Raw genomic sequence first — 23,770 nt, forward strand, 5'->3', positions numbered from 1 at the left:
GATAGTTTGTCAGCAATCAAAACTTTACTAAGTTTACCGATGCAATCTGTGCAAGTCAAGTTAAGTCTAGTGTAATGAGTCATTGCGGAACCTGGTTACTTAAACCTTTTAATAATACGATTACAATCTCTAAGCAATCTTGTAATTTTCCATGATCTTGATTCCAAGAACCTATTTATCTCAGTGTTCTTTTGTTCTATCTCAGTGTTCTTTTGCTCTATCTCAGTGTTCTTTTGCTCTATCTCAGTGTTTTTTTGTGTTATTTCGCTGTTCTTTTGCGCTATTTCATTAAGATGCTGTAATCCTTTTGCGTTAAATAGTTCAAATATCTCGTGTTGCTTAATACGCTCAAGCTTAAACTCTATTTTAATATAAGTAGCTTCTCTAAAATCCCCCAGTAATTCATAAATTGGGTCTGTCGTTAAAAATAAGTCATAACCATCATGTTCGGATGTCGCATTTTTATAACTAATACCTTGATAATTTCCGTCCGTTTCAACATGCAAGATTTTGCAGCGGGAAGCTTGTCCTTCTATCGGATCAAATCGTAAATTAATAACTTGTTTATCAATCGATTTTTCCTCTTTAAAACTTTTTATATCGAACAACACCGAATAGTCACTGAACATAGTTTGAGAAACTATAAATTCACTTATTTTATATTCTTCGGTATAGCCATTGCTAAAATTTAAATATAAGTACGTATTTAACTTAAGATCCTCGGATATGCATTTAAAGATATCATGCCTTCCGGATTCCTTTATTAAATCCATATATGTGAAATTATAAAGCACTTTAATTTTTAACGCTTTTTCTTTATCATTCACTAGTTCTAGAAGCAAATTTAATCCGAATAATTTATGAATGTCCTGTGTATGTTGCTCTAGGCAAACCATTGCAAGCGCATATTCGATAACCATCTCATTGTTAATGTAATACTCTCTAGCCTGAGGAAATATTTCAATAAAATCAGCCGGGGTTTGTATTGTCAAAAACCGTTTTAAAATATTAAAATACTCAAATTGTCCCCTAATGATCACAACCGGTCTAAAACCACTCGTATTTGATTCATTATTAAACACTCTAAATTTAACTAATTTTTCTTGCAGTATATGAATATCATACTTTAAACATACTTTAATCCATTTCAAAAAATCAGGGGTTTGTGCATAGCCGTAATCGAATAGTTCGCATTCCTCATAGTATTCTTTTCTAATTAAGGCACTAGGATGGCATAAACAATTACCATAATAAAAAAAACGATTTAACCACTCAAACCTTGTTCTGTTACGCTGATCAAAGATCTTATAATAATAATGGTTAGTATCTTTATAGGGTTCTTCATTCTCATCAATAATGGTTACCAAAGTAAACACTGCTGCACACTTTTCATTTTCATCAAGAAATGCTACTTGCTTTTCCAACTTCTCTCTCTCCCAAACATCATCAGAATGATGTACGGCAAGATATTTACCTTTAGCTCTTTTAATTGCATTATAAAAGCCTTCATGTCTTATGTTTCTTTCATTTCTGATTGTTACGATTCTTTCATCATCGTAGCTTTCTATAATTTGTAAGGAATTATCGGTTGAGCAATCATCAACTATGATTAATTCATAGTCGGTATATGTCTGTTTTAATACACTTTCAATACTCCTGCCTATATATTTTTCATGGTTATATGAAGTTAGAACAACTGAAACCTTTGGCATAATACCTCCTACAAATTTTCATCAATCTAATTACGAATTTTTTCATAAACTCTCGAAAAAATGCTATTTGCATCGATTCCATAAACCGCTCTCAAATAATCTTGCGAACCAACGGCACTCGTATATACATCGTTTAACCCCATCCTGACAACAACTGCCTTAACAGCCGACTCAGCAATCATCTCTGAGACAGCACTTCCAAAACCTCCAACGATATTATGTTCCTCTAACGTGAAAATATAATCCACCTTGGCAGCAACTTCAAGGATTGTCGCTGAATCAATAGGTTTCACGGATGGAAAGGAGTAGACAGCACAGCTCACACCTTGCAATTCTAATTTGACCGCCGCATCCAGTGCTTCATTTGCAATTGCACCTGCTACAAAAATAGCTGTGTCTCGGCCATTCTTCAATACATTTGCCTTCAGTACATCGATACTTACATCAACACCTCCTTCGTGCAGATTCTTTTCACCACCTCTTCCAAGACGGATATACACTGGTCCAACCATTCCCACCGCGTACTTTGTAACAGCTTCTGTCTCAACCGAATCACAAGGAGCAAACACAGTCATTTCTGGCAACGCCCTCATGATTGCCATATCTTCTGTAGCATGATGACTCATCCCTTGAGCTCCGTAGGAAAAACCTCCACCTACTGCAACAATCTTCACATTAGCTTTATGATAGGCTACATCATTCCTTATTTGCTCAAAGCACCTAGCAGTCGGGAAGTTGGCGATGGAATACGTAAATACTGTTTTTCCCTCCATAGCCATCCCCGCTGCTACGGAAGTCATATTTTGCTCGCTGATACCTGCATTAATAAATCTATCGGGAAATTGATTCCTAAAATCGGTTAACACTCCAAATCCTACATCACCGGTTATTAAAAATAAATTCGAATCCGTTTCGGCAAATTTCACGATAGTTTCTACAAATTTATTTCTCATTGTATTGCAGCTCCAACTCCTTGATTGCATTCAAATAGTCTTCCCCTAGCGGGGCTTTATAGTGCCATAATATATCGTTCTCCATAAAAGAAACCCCTTTTCCTTTTATCGTGTTAGCTATGACACAGTTTGGTTTTTCATCGTGCTGTCTGCTTAATGCATTTTTTAACTGATTATGATCATGACCATCGATTTCAGTAACATTCCAACCGAATGCTTTCCATTTAGCCGCTAAATCGATAAGTTCGATTGTATTCTCACAAAAATCTAAGCTTTGCATTTTATTATGATCAATTATGACAGTTAAGTTTGATAATCTATAGTGATTCGCAAAAAGCGCAGCTTCCCATACGGATCCTTCATTGCACTCGCCATCACCAACAATAACGAAAACAGAGTGCTTCTTCTTATCACGTTTTGCTGCTAACGCCATGCCAGCCCCTACGCAAATACCATGACCCAAAGAGCCTGTGGATAGCTCCACTCCAGGCACGTCCTTATGTGATACATGTCCAGAAAGCTTACTCCCGTTCGAATAGTGACTCTCAAGTTCACGGACATCAAAAAAACCTTTCTCTGCTAATACCGCATATACGGCTGCGCCAGCATGTCCTTTACTAAGGATAAACCTATCGCGCAGATCGTTTCTTGGATTTTCAGGAAATATCGTCATAATATCATTGTATAAAACCGCTATAATATCCGCTATGGAAAACACTGACCCAATATGGGAGCCTCCTGATAGATGAGTCATCTCTATAGCATGTCTCCTTATTTTCCAGGCTAACTGTTTACTGTTCATAGTAATACTCCCGCAAATAATATTTTTACCATTATATCTGAATATTTAAAAGTTCACTATTCCAATTTGACAATCGCATCGACAAGGTCCGCTTGAAACGATCTTCGCAAAAAACTCAACAGCTGCTTCTGTTTCAATGAGAATCCCTACGTCACATCGTCCATTAACCCGCTATTCTCGTCAACAATATCCCCATAGCCCTCAAAGTCATAATGAGTCAGAAAAAGAAAACATCAAAAAAACCCTTGCGCCGCAAGGGTTTAATAATTGATTATTTGTATGGTGCGGTAGACAGGATTTGAACCTGCACGTCCATGGGACACTACCCCCTCAAGATAGCGTGTCTGCCGTTCCACCACTACCGCACATTTGAAATTGTTGCTTCGTCGCTTCCTTCATTCGCATTCGCTTCGAGGGTTGAAGCAAATGGTGAGCCATGAAGGACTCGAACCTTCGACACCCTGATTAAAAGTCAGGTGCTCTACCAACTGAGCTAATGGCTCTCATGAATGTTGATCAACTCTAGAGAGCTGCTTCACAAGCGATAAATCTAAAGTGGTGACCCGTAGGGGATTCGAACCCCTGTTACCTCCGTGAAAGGGAGGTGTCTTAACCCCTTGACCAACGGGCCTTGTTAAGCATGAATGAGGCAAAAAAAAAGACCAGCTGAACGGTCTTCCCGTTGCATCACTTGAAAAAAATCGTGGCGGAGAGAGAGGGATTCGAACCCTCGCACCACTTACGCAGTCTAACCCCTTAGCAGAGGGTCCCCTTGAGCCACTTGGGTATCTCTCCAAATCTGGCTCCCCGAACAGGACTCGAACCTGTGACAACTCGATTAACAGTCGAGTGCTCTACCAACTGAGCTATCAGGGAAAAGTAAAAGTGACAAGTAATAATTTATCACGGTTCAATTTTATTGTCAAGCGTTATCATAATTAATTTTCCACGGCATTTGCCGCATGCATATTTGGCCGGATCAAGCTTCTTCTTGCGCATATATTCAAACCCGCATTTGGAGCAAACAAGCTTATAGCGATACGGCCTAACCTGACGTTCGGAGCGCTCCGGCAGCGACTGACAATAACGTGATCCTCCCACATGGGCAAGCAATTGCTTAAAGTCTGCATCCCGATGCTTATAGCCGCGCCTCAGAATATGCAAATGATAATGGCAAAGCTCGTGCTTAATGATCTTCTCTGTTTCTTCTCTTCCGTAAACAGACAATTGATGCGGGCTTATCTCAATGTTATGCGTACGTGTAAAGTAACGACCGCCCGTCGCCTTTAATCGGCTGTTGAATGTCGCGCGATGTGTAAAGGCTCGTCCAAAGGATGCCATCGATATTTGCTCGACCCATTGCTGCAGCGTCTCATCATTCATCGTTATTCTCCCCCTACTACTTGAATTTTAAAGGTACGATACGCTACACTGTCAAGTAGGAATGTTATAATCGAGGGGAGTCCAGAACATTTTATGGCAACAATGCGTTACGTCCTTATGAAACAAAATGAAACAATACTCTTCGTTGAAATGCCCGAATCCCATGCTTATCAGCTCAGCGCGCTTAACCTGCGCCTTCATAAAGAAATCGACAAGCTAACGGCTGATCGTGTACCTAGTCTGCCTTACGCAGTCGCGGAATGCGACGCGGTGGAGCTCCACGACAACTCGATCTCGATCGTAGGCGGACTAGCCTATATTAATGAGCTTGAGGCTGATTTCTCTGCAGTGCAAGAAAAGTCGTACCCGCTTATTTCGTTGTTAACCGAAATTCGCGCGCTTCAAGCTCAGCTTGAGCAATGGTATGAGGAGTATGAGGAAGAGCAAGGCAATTAGTGTGGACCTGCACGGACGTCCGCCCTGCCCCATATTGTAGTATTACAACATGTTGGGCTCGGGAGGGGACGAACGCATATGCCTCAATGGCTTTGCAATCAATTAATGCGCGCATTTCAGAAGAAGGACCGCCGGCAGATCAAGCTGCTTAACGACTGCTGGTACTTCTATCGCAGCAAACAAAGTCCGAAGGAACAAGACAGCAGCACAAGTATATAAGACTTGGGCTTACAGCTTGTTCGGACATAAAAACCGGCTTTCTCTGCGATCAGAGAAAGCCGGTTTGTTTGTATGGGGATAATGAATGAAATTACAGTTTGTTGAAGAACGTGATCTCGTCAACAGGAAGACGCGTAGAAGGATGGCCTTCAGCCGATGCTTTGCCGATTGGAAGCATCAGGGTAGGGATGTAACGCTCAGAGATGCCGAAAAATTCTTTTAGTTGATCGCGGTTGAAGCCGCCCATTGGTACAGTATCTAGACCTTTCGCGCGAGCTGCGAGCATAAGCTGCATCGATACAAGTCCTGTATCGAATGCAACGAGTGATTGCAAACGGTCAGCAGGCAATGAAGAGTACATATTGGTCGAGTTGGCAACGAAGTTGTCGGCTACTTCCTTAGTCATGTAGCCTGCTTCAACGGCAGCTCCGTAAATTTGTTCAGACAGCTTATACATCTCCAAATCGCCGAGTACAATAACGATAGCTGATGCTTCAGCAACCTGTTGTTGGTTGAAGGCAATCGGTACCAGCTTTTGCTTCAATTCCGGATCCGTAACGACTAAGAAACGCCAAGGCTGCATGTTGGATGAAGATGGTGCTTTCGTTGCTGTTTCCAGCAGTTCGCGAATTTCTTGCTCAGAAACAACGTGGCCGCTGTCATATTTGCGTACGGAACGGCGGCTGTGCAAAACGTTAGCAAAGGATGGCTCAGTTGCATCTTTCGTTGATACTTGAACTTGGGAATCGATTTGTGTTGTTGTCATACTGGTTTCCTCCATTTTTTATCTGAGTTTTAATATGCACAGTTATCAGTAGCATTAACTGCGCATAATTACGCATAGTTAGTATCAGCAATAACTGTGCTGTACTTCGCATAGTTGAATGCACATTAACTGTAACTTTTATAAGAACAGTATATGCTGACCGAATTTATTTGTCAATTAACTTACTTTAGGAAATTAGCTTGCATTAGTTGGAAGTGTAAATGCACGTTGAGCTAGATCTGCAATTGTATAGGGCTGAAGCGCCTCGAGTGTTTTGCGTTCTACTTCGCTTGCAATTTCAGTGAAAGCTGCCTTCATCTCCAAGCCGAATTCTTGCGAGCTTGCCGTATCCAGCATATTGCTGCATAGCGGCTCTCCTACCTTGAGCGCCGTATATACGTCAGCAAGTGTAATCGATTCAGGCGATCGCTTGAGACGATAACCGCCGTCACGTCCTTCTCTTGTCTCAATAAGGTTCTCTCGCGCCAACTTAACAAGCACACGGCGCAACAGCGTAGCATCTGCGTCCAAACGGCTTGCAATCTCAGCACTTGGACAAATATTCGGCTTCTGAGCCAAAATGACGAGCGCCTGCAGAGATAAACCGAACCATCTATGAGGTGCTACATTCGCACATCGTTCTTTATCCATGATGCTCTCCTTCATTTTCTCGTCCCCCTGCTTATTCGCTATATATAAATTATAGTGGGCTTGCCGATGAACAGGCAAGCCCACTTTATGGGTGAATTCGATTATCGTCTTATGGCTTGCGCATCGTTAAGCTGACACGGCCCTTCTTAATGTCGACACCAAGCACCCACACCGTCACATTATCGCCAACCGATACGACATCCATCGGATGCTTCACAAACTTATCGCTCAATTGGGAAATGTGGACAAGACCGTCGTTTTTAATGCCAATATCGATAAACGCGCCGAAGTCAATTACGTTGCGCACTGTTCCTTGAAGCTCCATGCCGGCAGTAAGATCCTCCAGGTTAAGCACATCGGTATGGAAGATCGGAGGCGGCAGCTCCTCGCGCGGATCACGGCCAGGGCGAAGCAGGCTGTCCACGATGTCTCTGAGCGTTGGCACGCCCACGTCTAACGTGCTCGCCAAGCTTGGCAGGTCGATGGTCTCCAGCTTCGTTTGAAGCGCTTCAGTGCCAATCTGTTTCAGTTCCAGCCCTAATGCCCGGAACAACTTGTCCACGACATCATACGATTCAGGATGAATCGCTGTCCGGTCAAGCGGATTGCCCGCTTCGGGAATACGAAGGAAGCCGATACATTGCTCGTATGACTTCGCACCTAGCCGCGGCACCTTCTGCAGCTGCGTACGTTTGGCGAAACGGCCATTATCCTCGCGGTATTTGACGATATTGCGGGCAATCGTTGCGTTAATACCGGCTACATAAGACAGTAAGGATGCCGAAGCGGTGTTAACGTCGACACCGACATGGTTAACGGCCGATTCCACGACGCCGCCCAAGCTCTCATCAAGACGCTTCTGACTTACGTCATGCTGGTACTGGCCAACGCCAATAGCTTTGGGCTCAATCTTCACAAGCTCGGCTAACGGGTCCTGCAGCCGTCTCGCAATCGATACGGCACTGCGCTCCGCTACGTCTAGCTTCGGAAACTCCTCGGCCGCAAGCTTCGATGCGGAGTATACGCTTGCGCCAGCTTCATTCACGATAATATATTTTAGCTCAGCGCCGGCAGAACCTGCTGCTTTACGCTTGCTAATGAGATTCGCAATGAACTGCTCTGTCTCCCGGGAAGCCGTACCGTTGCCGATAACAATCAGCTCGACCTTGTATTGATCGATCAGGCCGTTTATTAAACGCTCGGCTTCGGCAACCTTATTGTTAGGAGGCGTCGGATAAGAGACCGCCACTTCAAGCAGCTTGCCGGTATCGTCGATAACCGCAAGCTTACAGCCTGTGCGGAAGGCGGGATCGACGCCTAATACGACGTTGCCGCGAACGGGAGGCTGCAGCAGCAGGTTGCGAAGATTTTCGCTGAAGATGGATATCGCATGCTCTTCCGCCTTCTCTGTCAGCTCGCCTCGCACCTCGCGTTCAATGGATGGCGCAAGCAGCCGTTTGTACGTATCCTCAATAATGGCAATAAATACGTCCCGTACGGATGCAGCCGTTCCGCCACGAAGCAGCCTGCGCTGAATATAATCGTGAATGCGCTCAGCGGCAAGATCGAAGTTGACGCGAAGCACCTCTTCGCGTTCGCCCCGGTTGATAGCTAACACGCGATGCGGCGGCAGCTTGCGAATCGGCTCTTGGTAGCTGTAATACATCTCATATACGGTTTCAGCGGACGCATCCTTTGCTTCCGTGCGGATGATTGCCTGATCGAAGGTATATTTGCGGACCCAGGCACGTACTGCAGCGTCGTCAGCGATATTTTCGGCTAATATGTCCATTGCGCCTTGCAGCGCGTCCTGTGCGGTCGCTACGCCTTTATCTACGTTAATATACTTAACTGCTTCAGCCGCCGGATCGCCATGACGAGGCTGCGACCATATCCACAAGGCAAGAGGTTCAAGCCCCCGTTCTTTCGCCACGCTCGCGCGCGTCTTGCGTTTCTGCCGATAAGGCCGGTACAGATCCTCCACTTCCTGCAGCTTGACCGATTTCTCGATGTCCGCACGGAGCACATCCGTCAGCTTTCCTTGTTCATCAATTAAACGGATAACTTCACGCTTGCGCTCTTCAAGATTACGCATATATTGCAGCTTCTCTTCAATAGCACGCAAATCGTTTTCATCAAGCTCGCCGGTCATTTCCTTCCGATACCTGGCAATGAACGGAATCGTATTGCCTTCATCAAGCAGGCTGACAGCCGACTTTACCTTCGATAAAGGAATCGTAAGCTGAGCAGCAATGCCTTTGATAATGCGATCGCTCTCAGCCGCCTTCTGCTCTGTTGTTAACTTAGACTTTCCAGTTGTTTCTTCCGAGCTATCCTCTACACTACGTACACTTGTATCCGCCAATCCTCTACACCATCCTCTGCAAGCTTAAAATGCTGCGCCGTCCGTGGACTGCGCAGCTGAAATTTAACTCGTATGCGGGTTATTTGCCATTTCGAAGCCGATCTTCGTACGACCGCCATGCCCCGGATATACAATAGTATCCGAGCTTAGCTTATACAACTTGTTCTTAATCGTGTCGTACAAATCCCGCTCACGGCCTCCAGGGAGATCGGTACGACCGACACTCAGCTTGAACAGCACATCGCCTGAGAATAAGTGCTCACCGTTCAGGAAGCTTACGCTGCCTGGAGAATGTCCCGGCGTATGCATAACCTTGAACGTCTGTCCGATCAGATTCAGCGTCTGCCCTTCGGCCAGTGCGTATTCAGCAGGATCAGTCGACAACGGCGGCGTAACATCCTGCCAGCGCATCGAGCCGTTCTTGCGTGGATCGGTTAGCCAATCCGCTTCTAGATCATGAATATAGACGGGGCAATTCGCCGCCTTGCGAACTTCATCTACCCCGCCCATATGGTCGAAATGGGCATGTGTCAGTAGAATTGCTTCAATATGTACACCTTGAATCCGATCCAGCAGCTTCTTCGGATTCATTCCCGGGTCAATAATGATGCCTCGTTCGCCCGTCTCTTGCTCCTCAGTCGTGAGCAAATAACAGTTCGTCTGCAATGGTCCTAACGTAAACATCTCAATCTTCATAATTGCTCCCCTAACTCTTAAGCCTTAGAACGATTCCAGCAACGCGCGGAGCTCTTTGATAATAAGGGACTGATATTCCGTACCTTCTCCGTAGCGACGTCCGATTTCTTGCCTTGTTGCCGCCAGCTTTTCTTGATAATCCGCTGCATCGCGGTCCGGGTTCTCTTGCTTGAACGCAACCATCGGTTCTTGAATATATTTTGGCCTTGGCCCCCATGTGCCGAGCACCGCACCACCGGTATCAGCGATAATAACGACAGGTACGGAGCGTCCGCCCATCGTCAAGAACTGATCCATTGTTTCTAAATGCTCTTCCATAATAAGAACTTCTGTTGGAATGCCGCTAATGGACAACGCCTGGAACACAACCGGAATGTTGCGTACAACGTCGCCGCACCAATCTGCCATCAGGATAAGCACCCGCAGATCGTCACGATTGTTCATCGACTCGAACAGCTCACGATCCGATTCGTCCGTCCACTCAAACTTGTCATACCAACCAATGAACGCTTCTTTATTTTTGGTCATGCCATCAATAAATTGCTGTGGAGTGATACCTTTGCCCAGCTTGTCTGCTACGCTTTTACTCATCTGAATCCCTCTTTCGTTGTCATTATTGAATGACTTCCGTCTAAAGTGTTATACGTATCTATTATACCGATTTGCCACGGGAACGTACAAACTTAATAAGCACATAAACGATCAGCAACGCGAGGGCGATCAGGATCGCAGGCTGTACGTAAGGCGCCGCCTCTTCACCGACATTTTCCCATTGGTCGCCGAGCGTTTTGCCCAAATAAACGAATAAAATCGACCATGGCAGCGAAGCAAGCGTCGTAAGCAGCGTAAACAGCCAAAAGTTCATTCTTGCCATGCCCGCCGGGATCGAGATCACTTGACGCATGACAGGCACGAAACGAGCGGTGAACACGATGCCCGCTCCGTATTTTTTGAACCAGCTTTCCGCTGTATCGACATGCTTGGGCTTGATCTTAATGTACTTGCCGTATTTCTCAACGATAGGACGACCGCCGTACCTACCGATTGCGTACAAAATCCAGTTCTGTCCGACAGCACCTATCGTTCCGAAAATAACGGCTCCCCAGAAAGAGATATCGCCCTTCCATACTAAGTAACCTCCGAAGCCTAGAACAATTTCACTTGGAATAACTTCAATTAGCAGTCCGATTAGAATACCGAAATACCCTAAGCTTTCAACCCACAACAGCACCTCATGCAAAATATCCTTAATCCATTCCATTCTTGTTCTCAATCCGCCTTCCATCTTAATAATCTACTTTTGTCCGCTTTCACTAGCACTGAGGTTATTCTAACACAAGGCAATGGCAGCATCCACTTTTGTCATGGTCTGACAAGCCTTCGCATAGACTAGCCTATAATGATACGAATAGATGAGGTGAGCGTTTCATGTCCAAAGTTTTTATCGTTCGCAAAAAACAGATTCAACTGTTAATCGCTTTTACAGCTCTCGTTGTCGTAGTCGCCGTTTTCTTGAACTGGAATGGGTCTCGTTCCGTCAACGGACAGCCTACGCAAGCTCGCGTATTCCAGCTCGTAACGACCGAAATCAAGTCGACAACGCAAGACGGCCAAGAAATCGAAGTGTACCGTTGGGATCCGGGCTCCATTATCGTAAACAAAGGCGAGCCCATTGAACTGCATATTACCGGCGTCAGCGGCAAAAGCCATCCCTTTGTAATAGAAGGCCTGGGAGTCCGAGGGACCGTAACACAAGGCAAAACGACCGTCGTATCGTTCACGGCTGACAAACCTGGTACATACCCTATTGTATGTTTGACCCATAGCGACATGCGTCATGACGGGCCTATGGTAGGCTATATTACGGTGCAATAGGCAATCAATACGCACTCTATAGGCAGTGACCTTCTCTTCTTCGTCCGCATATGTATGGGATATAGAGAGGAGTCGGTTCTTTTATATGAAGCCTAACGCCCAGAAGCATTCTAACGGCTTGCCGACAGCGCGCAAAATCCGCAGAGCCTGCAGCAATGAACTCTACCGCACAGTGAAACGAATGAAGCTGTGGGTCTCCAAAGAAAAGATGGAGGAAGCCGAACGTCTTTATACGAGAAAAGTTCTACTTAACCTGATCTGGATTGTTGAGCATCGGAGCAATCGCAAGCTTCAGTCCGATTGGTGGGACGAGAACGTGAGCGCGGACATTGCCGCCCTATGGGAAGTAGATCGCGATGTGTTGTGTGCCGCGTTTCGGGAGTCTTACGGGGGCTGATGCAGTGTTCAATTATGCAAAACAAATAACCGAACCAAACATGCAAGATGCGTGATTGGTTCGGCTTTTTAATCATATGCCGCACTTCCCGTTTCGAGTTAGTGCCCCTGTTCCTCTAGCCGGTCGCAAGACACCGTCTTCGTGTTGACAGGGTTACCACCGACTTGAACGGTAGCCATACCGTTAGCCTCGTCGACATTCTCAATCCAGACGGAGTCGCCGTCCAGCATGACGGAGAATGTCTGGTCGGAATCATAAATTTGCTTAGCGCGTGTTGTGTCCAAGCTTAATCCCCTCTCTGCTCCGGTTCCATCGTATCAATTGTCGTCTCATCAATTAGACCGCCTTGAATCGTTACGTTGCCGCCGCCCAGGCCCTCATTCACCATACGGTCAATGTCCATAAAATAATCGTCTCTGCCCTCGTTTTGCGGCTCGGCTGCCGCTTGCTGCGCCTCATTGTCCGTATCGCCCATTCGGCTCGCCTCCTTAGAAGGATATAAAGTGTTACTCGCAAAATATGCCCGTTTAGCCCGCATTCCATTCATCCGTTACAGGAGCGGCGACAGCATATGGAGCAGCGATTCAGCCGCCTTCTGCTTCCAAGGACGTTTAGTGAATTGCTGGGCAAGCACCTGACGGCTCTGTTTCAGGTCTTCGTTGAAATCGATTGATAACCGCTTTATCGCATACGTATCGAACAGCAGTGCATTAAGCTCGAAGTTACTATAAAAGCTTCGCATATCCATATTGGCCGTACCTACTGAAGCGAGCATTTGATCGATAATCATCACCTTGGCATGAATAAAGCCTTTCTGATACCGATAAACCTTTACGCCGGCATCCAGCATATCTTGGATATACGATAACGTCGTTAGCAGCACAATCTTCGTATCTGCGATTCCCGGAATGATGATTGTGACGTCTACTCCGCTTTGTGCGGCTGTTCGTAATGCCATGATAAGGCTTGGATCTGGGATGAAATAGGGTGTAGATATGCAAATACGCGACCTCGCCGCGTTAATGGCAGCAAAAGTAACGTCTAATATTTTCTGATCGTTGCGACCCGGCTCGCTTGGAACGATAAGCACATTCTCCTTGCCCGAGTGCGTATCCTGTGCTGGCATATAGCGCTGCACGTCCAACTGCTCCATGGAGGCAAAGGCCCAATCATTAAGAAACAACTGCTGCAAATCATGTACTGCGTTGCCCTCCAGCTTAAGATGCGTATCCCGCCAAAAGCCAAGACGCTCATCTTTGCCCAAGTACTCATCACCGATATTAATTCCGCCCAGGAAACCAACAAGACCGTCAACGACCACGATTTTGCGATGATTCCGATAATTAAGCCGACGCTCATAGAAAGCAACCCTCGGCGGCAAGAAACAGCTCGTCTGAACGCCAGCTGCACGGAGCTCCTTCAAGAAATCTTCGCTTATATGCAGACTGCCGATCCCGTCATACACGATTCTTACCTCTACACCCTCTCGTGCTTTGCGGATAAGCATGTGAAGAAATCGCCTTCCAATCCCATCATCGCGAATCGTATAATAATCCATATGAATATGATGCCGAGCCTCGCTCAATGCATTCAATATTGCTTCAAACGTCGCTTCCCCATTCGTTAATATTTCTGATTGATTGCCTGCTTTTATTGCAAAAGGAGTCATCGTTGACAATAATTCGAACAGGTTTCTCTGGTTGGCCAGTTCCTCGTTATGCACTTCCTCTATGAGATGCACCTTGTTGTGCGATGAGGATCGCGTTTGCGGTATAGGTGAAGCATACTCGTGATAACTCTTGAATCTTCTCCTCATTTTACGACTTCTAAAGTCTTGACCAAGCATGATGAACGCTAGAAAACCAAGGTATGGGAATACTAAAGCAATAAGCAGCCAAGCCGTCATCTGCGCAGGCCTCCTATGCTCCATCAGCATAATAACGGCCAAAAATAGGATATACAGCAACAATGCCGCAACTAGCCAAGCGAGCCAAGCGGCCATCTTAACCCTCCATATACTTTTTATTTCTGTTTATGTAGTTTGGGCGTGAGCTATAGGCAGTATACGACTTGTTCTAAAAAAAGAGCCTTGCGGTCATAAATAACCGCAAAGCCCTTTTCCGTTCAAACTCCGTTTTGTTCGATATATCGATCCAGAATTCGTGAATGCATGCTTAGCTTTCTTCTTATAAAGGACGGCAACCGCCTGAAATGAATACCGAGCTTGTAGCCGATCAGCTTAGCTCCAGATTCAATAATAAGCCGTGGAATGTGCAGCCATCGGCGTGAGTTAAGCAAGGCCTTAAGCTGCTGCTTCACAAGACCCGATCCAGCTTTGCCCACGCCGCTGTACGGAAGCATCCATGAATTGCAGCTCATCGATACTCCGTTATCGAAATAGCGGCGCAACTGCTGCACGATCGTATAGCGATGCGAGTGATAGACGAGCGCTTCCGCGCAATAAGCAACCTTGAAGCCGGATAGGATACACCGAGCCGACATAAATAAATCTTCATTGAAAATAACAGGAGCTTGGAATTTCCCCATCGCCTCGAACGTATCTTTACGAATCGCCGCGCACACGTTGGAGCAGAAAAACGTCTTTATTCCCATTTGATTCACATGCTCAAACGATTTTACTTGCGACTGCTCCGGATAATTATATTGTCTTGCCAGCTTCTCAAGCACATCCGCGCCTGGTCTTGCGCATTGCCTGGCATAAGCGTAAACAACCTTATCCTTCGCTAAAAGCGGACTAACTAGCTTTTCGATCATATGCTCATCAAGCGGCTCAGCATCCTGCGTCATGAAGAGTAGAATATTACCCTCCGCTGCCTCAGCAGCCATATTGCGTGTCCCGCCATGGTCGAATTCGCTTCTACGTACCGTAATTACCTTAGCTCCCGCTTTCTCTGATGCCTGCGGTGTTCCATCGGTCGATTCAGAATCAATCACTATGATCTCATGGGGCTGAATCGTCTGCTGCTTAAGTTTTTCTAATAGGATATGTATTTCAGGCCCTGCATTTAATGTAGGTATAATGACGGACACGCGGCAAGCCGATTGTTGCTCAGTATGCATTTTTATTTATCAGACCCTTCAGCACCGTCTTGTAAATAATCTTGATGTCGAATAGGAATGTCCAATTCTCGATGTAGAAAATATCGTGAACGATACGTTCTTCGATCGAGGTGTCGCCACGCAGGCCGTTCGTCTGCGCCCAACCCGTGATTCCCGGTCTGATCTGATGCTTAATCATATATTTCGGAATTTCTTCCTTGAATTGATTAACGAAATAAGGACGTTCCGGACGAGGACCTACAACGCTCATATGTCCAAGCAATACGTTGAAAAACTGCGGCAGCTCATCCAGGCTTGTTCGCCTGAGGAAGCTACCGAACTTCGTTCGGCGCGGGTCGTTCTTCACCGTCCACTGCGTATCTGAGTCTTTGCCCGAAGATAGACGCATGGATCGGAACTTATACATATGGAATGTCTTGCGGTCAAGCCCCATCCGCTCTTGCTTGAATAGAACAGGACCAGGCGACGTCAGCTTAATGCCGATCACTGCGAACAGCATAAGCGGAGACGTTACGAGAATCGCCGCGAGCGAAAACAAGATATCGAACCAACGCTTCATAATTCGGTTGCTTAACTCTTCAAGCGGAACATCCCTTACGTTAATGAGAGGAATGCCTGCGAAATTATCGAAGAACGGTCTAGCCGGCAGCACGTCGAAAAAATCCGGGATAATAAGCGTCTTGACGCCCGACTTCTCGCAGATTGATATTATCTCGCTGTACTTGCCGTAGGCGGCCAATGGCAGAGCTATGATGACATCGTCTACCGTTTTCCTATCTATGGTCTGCTCCAGCTCGTCAAGTCTCCCCATAATCGGCTTCATATACCGATGATCTGGCGCATGCTCGGATTGAAAATCATCGAGGAATCCAATGACTTCATAACCGAGCTCTGGATTATTTTGCAAATTATCATAGAATCGACGACCGACAGAACCTGCACCTAGAATAACGATGTACCTCTTATTGAATCCTTGGCGCCGGAACGAGACTAATACCCTCTTAAGTACGAATCGATAGAAAGAAACAGCTGCTATATTCATAGCAATAAAAATAGCTAGAAATTCGCGCGAGACGTGAACTTCTTTGACGAAATACAATAAGCTCAATAAGCCGAGGAAACTAATAAACTGCACCTGTAGAAATTTAAACAACTCAAAGGAAAATGCTTTTCGTCTCTTTGGCGAATAGAATTGCAAGTAGATTCCAATTAATACGGTCGCAAAAGAGTAGATCGTTCCCCATAGCAGATACGTTTTGAACGGAACAGAGGCATTATGCGGAAGCCATTCGCTCTCGAACTTAAGCCAATAGGCTGTCAAAAAAACGATCAGCGTAATAATTAGGTCAGCCAGCATATAAAGCTGTGTCAAAAATCGTTGATTTTGTCGGATCATTCGCTTAAGTTTCACCTGCAATCTACTATAATTCGACTCTATCTGCATTGTAGCAAAATGGAAGGAAACTACCAAACTTTTTTTTTACAATTAAAATTTAATTAGCGCGCCATTCTAGTCATCCGGCGCGCTAACTTACATCGATATCATCATTTCAAGCGAATCTCAATCATGTTTCGTTCATTATAAAGTGTTTTAAAGCTTCCCGCCACGAGCGCAGATCTTGTAATCCATTCGCCAAAATCGCGCCATGTGCCATGACCGAGTTGGCAGGACGAGGAGCAGGACGAGGGAACTCGGCTGTCGTACACGGTTCCAACTTCACTTTCTGTTTGCTTTCCTCAAAAATAGCTTCAGCAAATTCAAACCAAGAGCAGCTTCCCGTATTAGAAGCATGGTAAATCCCGTAATGCTCGGTTTGGACCAGTTCGATTAGAAAGGAAGCAAGGTCATATGTATAAGTTGGTGAACCTACTTGATCAGTGACGACCGTCAGATGATCACGCTCCCCTGCCAGGTTCAGCATTGTCTTTACAAAGTTATTGCCATAATTCCCAAAAACCCATGATGTACGGACGATGAAGTAACGTTCCAATACCGACTGAACCGCAACCTCGCCAGCAAGCTTGGACTTCCCGTATACGGTCTGCGGATTCGGTTGATCCTGCTCTTCGTACGGTGAACTGCTTGTCCCATCGAATACATAATCTGTACTTATATAACATAGCTTAGCGTCCATTGCCGCCGTGGCTTCTGCCAGAATCCGCGTCCCCGCTTCATTCACAAGAAAAGCAGCATCCGGTTCAGATTCCGCCTTATCCACTGCTGTATAAGCAGCGCAATGGATAACGACATCCGGCTTAAATCTCTTAAGGATAGTCTTGCATTGCTCGGAGCTTGTAATATCGAGATCTTCCCGGCTAAAACCAATAATGTCCGCTGCATCGGTTGTCCATAAAGCAAGTTCACGACCAAGTTGTCCATTCGCACCAGTAACTAAAATCTTTAGTTTCGGAATTGTCATGCTCCTGATCCTAGACGCTCTTTGTACTGAACATCAAAGTATTCCTGATACGCTCCCGATACAACCTTCTCCATCCACTCTTTATTAGAAAGATACCAATCAATCGTCGATTTAATACCACTCTCATAGTCGAACTTAGGCTCCCAACCGAGCTCGCGCCGTATTTTATCTGCATCGATAGCATAACGGCGATCATGTCCGAGACGATCCTTGACATAAGTAATAAGTGACTCCGGCTTGCCTAAAGCGTCGAGTATCGTACGAACGACCTGTAAATTATTGCGCTCATTACGGCCGCCGACATTGTAAACTTCACCGCCACGTCCTTGATGAAGAACGAGATCAATAGCGCTGCAATGGTCTTCTACATACAGCCAATCACGTACGTTTAAACCATCCCCATATACCGGCAGTTGCTTATCGTTCAATGCATTCTGAATCATTAATGGAATCAGCTTCTCGGGAAACTGATAAGGACCATAATTGTTTGAGCAGCGCGTAATATTCACGTTCATTCCGAACGTCTCATGATATGCGCGTACGAGCATATCCGCGCCTGCCTTACTTGCCGAATAAGGACTATTCGGTGCTAACTGCGTCTCCTCCGTGAACAGCCCCGTCTCTCCAAGTGTTCCATATACCTCATCCGTTGACACTTGAACGAACTTGCCAACATTGTATTGCTTCGCTAGATCAAGCAGAACTTGAGTACCAAGTATGTTGGTCCTCACGAAAATATCTGGCTGCAGAATACTCCGATCCACATGCGATTCCGCCGCGAAGTTAATAACCGCGTCTATGCCGCCTTGAAAAATCGGCTCTAGCTCGCTGAGCTCCGCAATGTCAGCTTTAACAAACTGGTAGTTCGGATACTGTTCGATAGACCTCAAATTTTCTAGATTGCCCGCATATGTAAGGGCATCGACATTGATAATTTCATAGTCTGTATGCTGCTTAAGCATATATAGGATAAAGTTACTGCCGATAAAACCGGCGCCGCCCGTCACTACGATTTTCACGATTCAACTCACCTTTCATAATCTGTATGATTTTGGCACACTTTCTGCTTTCCTTAATTGCTGTCCTAACAAGTTCACGACATCAGGAAAAGATCTATTAATTTAAGCCTAAATTGGAACTAGAAAAGAAGCACTGCCGTTAAATGGTCGCTGGACACTTCCATTCAATCAAGGTAGGCTTCTTTTTATTTCGGCAACATTATCAAATCACTCAAGCTGTTATTTTTTTCTAATCCATATACTTCCTCCACCATTACCCAAATGCTTTAATGGCCCTGTTAGTACTTCGTCCATTTCTTTTCTATGGTGAGTAGCCAAATATCTGGAGGAAAATACGATTTCAAAGCTTTCATTGTACATTAAAAATGCATGCAAAAGATACTGCTCATTCCAAAAGAGATTAAGTTCATCTACCCATTTAGAAGGGAGCTCATTCGGCAAAAAGATGTCATGAATATGAATAAGCACACCGCTTTTAAGTGTTGGAAGGATATTGAAAATAAAGTGATTAACATCGCTACCGAATTTGGATACATGGGAGCCGTCGTAAAATAAAATATCATTTTCTTCAAGTTGCGTGAAATATTCAATGGGTACATCTTGGATTTTGCGTTCAATAATTTCAACGTTGTTTTTTTGGGCGGTACTGATTAACTCATCTGATGGATAGGGCTCGATAATCGATAGAATGTTGCTAACATTAGAATTCTGCTTTAATAATGATGAGATTGCCAACTTAGTGGAATTTCCGGCACCCACTTCAATAATTTTATTAGGATGCTTAATTTGAATTAGAGAATAGTAAAAAGCGGCATCTGAGTGTGAAAACGAACTATTATTCCAGTAGAAATCGTATTCATTCTTCTGATCAATCGAGCAGTTAAGCAGATCATTCTGTATGTTTTTGCATGCATTGAGGTAGGATAATTGAACAGCATCATTCCAGTTAATTCCTATAGTGCTATATTGATCATTTTTATACTCACGAATCTCTTTCTTTGTCGGAATGGGAGAATAAAAATGAGCAGGCAGGCATATAAGGTTTCGTTTTTGGGCTAATTCGACAATCTCATTATCAGGGTGATAAACACCTGGCACTCTATTCATATAATTTTTTGAGAGAACATCAAAAAACGTATCGCATAATTCTATAAACTGGGCAGGAGATAGTTGATCGATGGTTTTCAACAAATCATCTGACATATATTATAACACTTCCGTTTCGCTTTTTTATGAGAGTGAAAGTACGTCTTTGCCGATGTGACTTATTTTCATGCAATCAATAAATAATCGATTAAAGCTCACCCTTCATATACAAAGTTGATTTCAGCCTCGGCCAGAACCGGATGCTTACCGTCCTTGTCCGAAAGAATCGGATTAGACGTCGGCCAATCGATTGCCAAGGCAGGATCATTCCATGCAATGCCACGATCGTGCTCTGGGGAATACAGCGCATCCACTTTATACTGAACCTCACAGTTAGGTACTAATGTGCAGAAGCCGTGCGCAAATCCTTGCGGCACGAGCAGCTGACGTTTGTTGCTTGCGCTCAATATAAACCCTTGCCACGCACCAAAAGTTAGCGAGCCTTTACGAATATCGATAACGACATCATAAATAGCACCTGCGGTTGCACGAACCAGCTTGGTCTGTGATTTTGGATTTAACTGATAATGCATGCCACGAATAACTCCCGCTTCAACCGATAATGAATGATTATCTTGAATAAATGCATATGAAATCCCATTTGCATGGGCAGCCTGTTCATTATAGCTTTCTATGAAAAAACCACGGTTATCACCAAATACCTCAGGTTCAAGCAGCTTAACACCTGGTAGCTTCGTTTCGAATATTTTCATAAGACACCTTCTTACCTACAATTTTAACTTTCCGAATTCTTCTCCAAACGTAATATTTTTTGCTAGTTCATTAGCCTTCGTTAGCGAAGCATGTGTCCCCGCATCTGTCCACCAGCCATTCAATATATCGTAGCTGAGTTCTCCTGCTTCTATGTACGAATTGTTCACGTCAGTAATCTCCAGCTCTCCACGACCTGAAGGTTTTAGCGTTTTAATAATATCAAACACTTTACTGTCATACATGTAGATGCCTGTAACAGCATAATTGCTTTTCGGAAGCTTAGGCTTCTCTTCGATCGATACAATCTTCGTGGCCTCAAGTTCCGGTACGCCATAGCGCTGAGGATCATGCACTTCTTGAATTAGAATTTTAGCCCCATTTTTTTGTTGTCTAAAATTGCTGACGAACGAATCAATACGATCCTCAAATACGTTATCGCCAAGTATAACGACCATTTGATCGCCATTAACAAAGTGCTCCGCCAAATCTAATGCCTGCGCGATGCCTCCCGCTTCGTCTTGTACCTTATAAGTAAAAGTAACGCCGAACTCAAAGCCGCTGCCCAATAAATTAACAACATCACCCATGTGCTCTTTCCCTGTTACGATAAGGATGTCCTGTATATCCGCTTCTTTTAGCTTTGCTATTGAATGGAATATCATAGGGTATTTGCCCACCGGCAATAGGTGCTTATTTGTTACTTTCGTTAGAGGAAATAAACGCGACCCTGTTCCTCCTGCTAGAATGATTCCTTTCATTGTGTCTCACTCGCTCCTAAACGTTAATTCCCTCTCCGATCAACAAAGGGGCACTCTATAACAATTATTGGTTATACAAATATGGCCACTTTCTATTGTATCTTTCCAGCACTTGGTCCAATATATGATTTCCTGTTTTTGCATTGGCGCTTAATTTTACTGAATGAATTTTTATTGATTCTTCAGTATGGCTATTTAAATACAATAGACCCGAAGAGGCGTTTTTCGGAACGTCGGTTACAATATTAATGTAATGATGATTCCCTCTCTTCACTTCGAAAGGAACCAAACTTGTCGTAATCATTACCCCGGATTTATTCATCCAATTAATTTGCCATCTCCCTACTTCGCCTTTGTCATCCCCTTCAATTTCCAAATCAATCTTATAATCGCTATATTGATTTTCAAATGGGATTACTACCGGATTATTAGCATTAACATGAAGGGGTTCCTGGTAAGTGCTCGTAATTATGTCTACGTTTTTAGTATTATTAACTCGATACAGTATATGTGTCGCCGTCTCTTCCTCTTCGATTAATATCTTTCTGATCTCCGGTTCTTCCAATGTAAATAAATTAGAAAGCCTTAAATCCTGCCTTTTATCCACAAGATAGTAATCAAAAGATAATAAGAAATCCACTGGCGCAATTTCATTATTACTCAACTTATCTGTAAAAATCATATTGTACCAAGTAAGCGTATAAAACTCGCCAAGGAAAGCTCCTCTATACACATCATTATTTGAAAGTAGCCGAGTTCCCTTCTCATTAATCGAACTAAGAATCCCTTCATTATCGTTTTTCAAAAACTCTTCATTCGCTGCTAACATCGATTTTTTAATAGAATGATAATTCTGAGGATTAATATTAAATAACATATTGATAATCAAAAGTGCGCCCATAACCGTTACTTGCAATACATTATTGAAATTGCTCCTTAGCAACTTTCTAAAAATAATATATACTGCAATAACGCATACCATTATGGATAAAACAATAGATCCTAGAAAATAGCGTATGTTGTAAGTCATTAAAGTCGCCAAGAAATAGGAAGCAAGAATTAGATAGTTCGCAAAGTAGAGAAACTTGTTTTTAATAAAAAACGAAGCGACAACAGCTACTGGCAATAGCAACAAAATATATCCTAGCCCGCCATTCTCAAGCTCAATATTGCTACTCGTATTAAACACGATCGAGAATAAAGATTTAAATGAGAAACTTAATTCATGGGTAAAAGGATCTTCAAAGTTGGTAACAGGAAAGTATGCGCTCTTAAAAATGCTGTTTATAAACGGAAAAACCGGATTACCTGTTTTATACCATATCAGTATAAGAACAGGAAAGAATGAGGATATGCAAATTAGAAAACTCATACTAAACTTTACAATTGATTTGACCCATCCAACTTTCAAAATAAGCATTACTGCTAATACAATACTTATCGGTAAGATAAAATAAACAGAAAATTGTTTAGAGAAAAAAGATAATCCAAGTATAAAGTACATATAAGTCAAGTGATTATAAACAATTGAAGGATTTAACGTTTTAACCACCAACAAGGCCACTATGATGAAGAAAACTGGAATAATGTCAACGTACATTGTCGTAGATAAATTTAAGATTAATGGAGTTGAGAAATAAATTATTCCTATAAGAAACGGAAGCATCTTCGTTTTTATGACACTCCGAGATAATCTTATTAAAGCTAAATAAATGAAGAAAGAAAATGATACATTTAGTAATACGAGTGCTTTTGTACCTCCTAAAGACATCAAGAACGTAAACAAAAGATGAGAAAAAATAGCGTAATCCCCATACCCAATAAATTCAACTACATTGTAATCCCAAGCATTCATTGACATCTGAGTCGCTATTGCAACGTGCTTTGAAAGTGAATCATATTGCCAAACCGGATAAACTGCTGGAACGATGTATATCATTAGTATTAATAGAAATAAACAAAGAAATAAGGGTTGCTTTCGTACATGCAGTTTTATGATGGTGTTGATTTTATTACTAGCGTTCAATATTATTTTATACTGCTTTGCAATTACTAATATCGATAACACAATGAACAGTGATTTTTTATGTATATCAATGAATGTCGTCAACCATACAAATATACCGACTATGCCTAATCCTATCGATAATTTAATAAAAAGATTGTCCAGTGGCCCTAATTTTATTTTGAAAAAGCTTCCTAAAGCGTAAGACACTACGAATAATAAGGCAACTAATAATATATCAAATACAACATTATAGTAAATAATTTCAATCAAAAAAAACACAAGCAATCCATAAAGGATATATCTCAAAAGCTTCATGTGAATATCTACGCTCCATTCCAGATTACTGCAC

At 43.6% G+C, this 23,770-nt stretch carries 25 protein-coding genes and 5 tRNA genes; 4 read left to right on the forward strand and 26 right to left on the reverse strand.

The features are described 5' to 3' along the window. Positions 1–95: 95 nt before the first annotated feature. The 9 genes from V8F51_RS01010 to V8F51_RS01050 form a co-directional block, all read right to left on the reverse strand. Positions 96–1,712, reverse strand: a complete 1,617-nt coding sequence (locus tag V8F51_RS01010) for a glycosyltransferase family 2 protein (RefSeq protein ID WP_337098170.1) — start codon at positions 1,710–1,712, stop codon at positions 96–98. 26 nt (positions 1,713–1,738) lie between these two features. Further along, on the reverse strand, positions 1,739–2,665 hold the full coding sequence (locus V8F51_RS01015; protein WP_337098171.1) for a transketolase family protein: 927 nt from the start codon (positions 2,663–2,665) through the stop codon (positions 1,739–1,741). Continuing rightward, positions 2,655–3,467, reverse strand: a complete 813-nt coding sequence (locus V8F51_RS01020; protein WP_337098172.1) for a transketolase — start codon at positions 3,465–3,467, stop codon at positions 2,655–2,657. The genes V8F51_RS01015 and V8F51_RS01020 overlap by 11 nt, the downstream gene beginning before the upstream one ends. A gap of 280 nt (positions 3,468–3,747) precedes the next feature. After that, a tRNA-Leu gene (locus tag V8F51_RS01025) sits at positions 3,748–3,832 on the reverse strand. Positions 3,833–3,894: 62 nt separating this feature from the next. Then, positions 3,895–3,970: transfer RNA gene (locus V8F51_RS01030), tRNA-Lys, on the reverse strand. A gap of 53 nt (positions 3,971–4,023) precedes the next feature. After that, positions 4,024–4,098 (reverse strand) — tRNA-Glu (locus V8F51_RS01035). A 73-nt stretch (positions 4,099–4,171) separates the two neighbouring features. Next, positions 4,172–4,262: transfer RNA gene (locus tag V8F51_RS01040), tRNA-Ser, on the reverse strand. Positions 4,263–4,267: 5 nt separating this feature from the next. Beyond that, positions 4,268–4,343 (reverse strand) — tRNA-Asn (locus V8F51_RS01045). A 27-nt stretch (positions 4,344–4,370) separates the two neighbouring features. Beyond that, on the reverse strand, positions 4,371–4,850 hold the full coding sequence (locus V8F51_RS01050) for a SprT family protein (protein WP_337098173.1): 480 nt from the start codon (positions 4,848–4,850) through the stop codon (positions 4,371–4,373). A 93-nt stretch (positions 4,851–4,943) separates the two neighbouring features. Here V8F51_RS01050 and V8F51_RS01055 point away from each other — a divergent pair, with 93 nt between their 5' ends. Beyond that, positions 4,944–5,306 carry a hydrolase/acyltransferase gene (locus V8F51_RS01055; protein ID WP_337098174.1) on the forward strand — a complete coding sequence of 121 codons (363 nt, stop codon included), beginning with the start codon at positions 4,944–4,946 and terminating at the stop codon, positions 5,304–5,306. Between the two features lie 78 nt (positions 5,307–5,384). Further along, complete coding sequence (gene cmpA / locus V8F51_RS01060) at positions 5,385–5,525, forward strand: cortex morphogenetic protein CmpA (RefSeq protein WP_337098175.1); 141 nt, start codon at positions 5,385–5,387, stop codon at positions 5,523–5,525. 91 nt (positions 5,526–5,616) lie between these two features. Here cmpA and V8F51_RS01065 read toward each other — a convergent pair whose 3' ends face one another. The 6 genes from V8F51_RS01065 to V8F51_RS01090 form a co-directional block, all read right to left on the reverse strand. Further along, on the reverse strand, positions 5,617–6,291 hold the full coding sequence (locus tag V8F51_RS01065; RefSeq protein ID WP_337098176.1) for a nitroreductase family protein: 675 nt from the start codon (positions 6,289–6,291) through the stop codon (positions 5,617–5,619). Between the two features lie 195 nt (positions 6,292–6,486). After that, positions 6,487–6,957, reverse strand: coding sequence for an Rrf2 family transcriptional regulator (locus V8F51_RS01070; protein WP_337098177.1), 471 nt, complete (start codon positions 6,955–6,957; stop codon positions 6,487–6,489). Between the two features lie 94 nt (positions 6,958–7,051). Further along, positions 7,052–9,307 (reverse strand): Tex family protein, encoded by a 2,256-nt coding sequence (locus V8F51_RS01075; protein ID WP_337098178.1) that lies wholly within the window; start codon positions 9,305–9,307, stop codon positions 7,052–7,054. A gap of 63 nt (positions 9,308–9,370) precedes the next feature. Continuing rightward, positions 9,371–10,003 carry an MBL fold metallo-hydrolase gene (locus V8F51_RS01080; protein WP_337098179.1) on the reverse strand — a complete coding sequence of 211 codons (633 nt, stop codon included), beginning with the start codon at positions 10,001–10,003 and terminating at the stop codon, positions 9,371–9,373. Between the two features lie 24 nt (positions 10,004–10,027). Further along, positions 10,028–10,594 (reverse strand): thioredoxin family protein, encoded by a 567-nt coding sequence (locus V8F51_RS01085; RefSeq protein WP_337098180.1) that lies wholly within the window; start codon positions 10,592–10,594, stop codon positions 10,028–10,030. Positions 10,595–10,655: 61 nt separating this feature from the next. Continuing rightward, positions 10,656–11,264 (reverse strand): DedA family protein, encoded by a 609-nt coding sequence (locus V8F51_RS01090; protein ID WP_337098431.1) that lies wholly within the window; start codon positions 11,262–11,264, stop codon positions 10,656–10,658. A gap of 167 nt (positions 11,265–11,431) precedes the next feature. Here V8F51_RS01090 and V8F51_RS01095 point away from each other — a divergent pair, with 167 nt between their 5' ends. Together V8F51_RS01095 and V8F51_RS01100 are read left to right on the forward strand one after the other, a co-directional pair. Next, complete coding sequence (locus V8F51_RS01095) at positions 11,432–11,878, forward strand: cupredoxin domain-containing protein (protein ID WP_337098181.1); 447 nt, start codon at positions 11,432–11,434, stop codon at positions 11,876–11,878. 85 nt (positions 11,879–11,963) lie between these two features. Continuing rightward, entirely contained in the window at positions 11,964–12,275 is a 312-nt protein-coding gene (locus V8F51_RS01100; protein ID WP_337098182.1) for a dehydrogenase, read from the forward strand. A 98-nt stretch (positions 12,276–12,373) separates the two neighbouring features. Here the strand turns inward: V8F51_RS01100 and V8F51_RS01105 are convergent, their stop codons facing one another. From V8F51_RS01105 to V8F51_RS01155, 11 genes are all read right to left on the reverse strand, one after another. Then, the gene (locus tag V8F51_RS01105) at positions 12,374–12,559 is read right to left on the reverse strand and encodes an H-type small acid-soluble spore protein (protein ID WP_337098183.1); all 186 of its coding nucleotides are present in this window, start codon (positions 12,557–12,559) and stop codon (positions 12,374–12,376) included. Positions 12,560–12,561: 2 nt separating this feature from the next. Next, positions 12,562–12,750, reverse strand: coding sequence for a hypothetical protein (locus tag V8F51_RS01110; protein ID WP_337098184.1), 189 nt, complete (start codon positions 12,748–12,750; stop codon positions 12,562–12,564). A 75-nt stretch (positions 12,751–12,825) separates the two neighbouring features. Next, positions 12,826–14,277: a cardiolipin synthase gene (cls, locus tag V8F51_RS01115; RefSeq protein ID WP_337098185.1), complete on the reverse strand. Its 1,452-nt coding sequence runs from the start codon at positions 14,275–14,277 to the stop codon at positions 12,826–12,828. 122 nt (positions 14,278–14,399) lie between these two features. Continuing rightward, positions 14,400–15,356 (reverse strand): glycosyltransferase family 2 protein, encoded by a 957-nt coding sequence (locus tag V8F51_RS01120; RefSeq protein ID WP_337098186.1) that lies wholly within the window; start codon positions 15,354–15,356, stop codon positions 14,400–14,402. Further along, positions 15,346–16,752 carry an undecaprenyl-phosphate glucose phosphotransferase gene (locus tag V8F51_RS01125; RefSeq protein WP_337098187.1) on the reverse strand — a complete coding sequence of 469 codons (1,407 nt, stop codon included), beginning with the start codon at positions 16,750–16,752 and terminating at the stop codon, positions 15,346–15,348. Before V8F51_RS01125 ends, V8F51_RS01120 begins: the two co-directional genes overlap by 11 nt. Positions 16,753–16,921: 169 nt before the next feature. Continuing rightward, a complete protein-coding gene (gene rfbD / locus V8F51_RS01130) occupies positions 16,922–17,776 on the reverse strand; it encodes a dTDP-4-dehydrorhamnose reductase (protein ID WP_337098188.1) in 855 nt (284 codons plus the stop codon). Continuing rightward, positions 17,773–18,795 (reverse strand): dTDP-glucose 4,6-dehydratase, encoded by a 1,023-nt coding sequence (gene rfbB / locus V8F51_RS01135; RefSeq protein WP_337098189.1) that lies wholly within the window; start codon positions 18,793–18,795, stop codon positions 17,773–17,775. The genes rfbD and rfbB overlap by 4 nt, the downstream gene beginning before the upstream one ends. A 219-nt stretch (positions 18,796–19,014) precedes the next feature. Then, positions 19,015–19,998, reverse strand: a complete 984-nt coding sequence (locus tag V8F51_RS01140) for a class I SAM-dependent methyltransferase (protein WP_337098190.1) — start codon at positions 19,996–19,998, stop codon at positions 19,015–19,017. 98 nt (positions 19,999–20,096) lie between these two features. Next, positions 20,097–20,654, reverse strand: a complete 558-nt coding sequence (gene rfbC / locus V8F51_RS01145; protein ID WP_337098191.1) for a dTDP-4-dehydrorhamnose 3,5-epimerase — start codon at positions 20,652–20,654, stop codon at positions 20,097–20,099. Between the two features lie 15 nt (positions 20,655–20,669). Then, on the reverse strand, positions 20,670–21,413 hold the full coding sequence (locus V8F51_RS01150) for a sugar phosphate nucleotidyltransferase (protein WP_337098192.1): 744 nt from the start codon (positions 21,411–21,413) through the stop codon (positions 20,670–20,672). A 64-nt stretch (positions 21,414–21,477) separates the two neighbouring features. After that, positions 21,478–23,736 carry a hypothetical protein gene (locus tag V8F51_RS01155; RefSeq protein WP_337098193.1) on the reverse strand — a complete coding sequence of 753 codons (2,259 nt, stop codon included), beginning with the start codon at positions 23,734–23,736 and terminating at the stop codon, positions 21,478–21,480. Positions 23,737–23,770: the final 34 nt, after the last annotated feature.

The organism is Paenibacillus sp. YIM B09110 (assembly GCF_037167145.1).
Taxonomy (GTDB): Bacteria; Bacillota; Bacilli; order Paenibacillales; family Paenibacillaceae; genus Pristimantibacillus.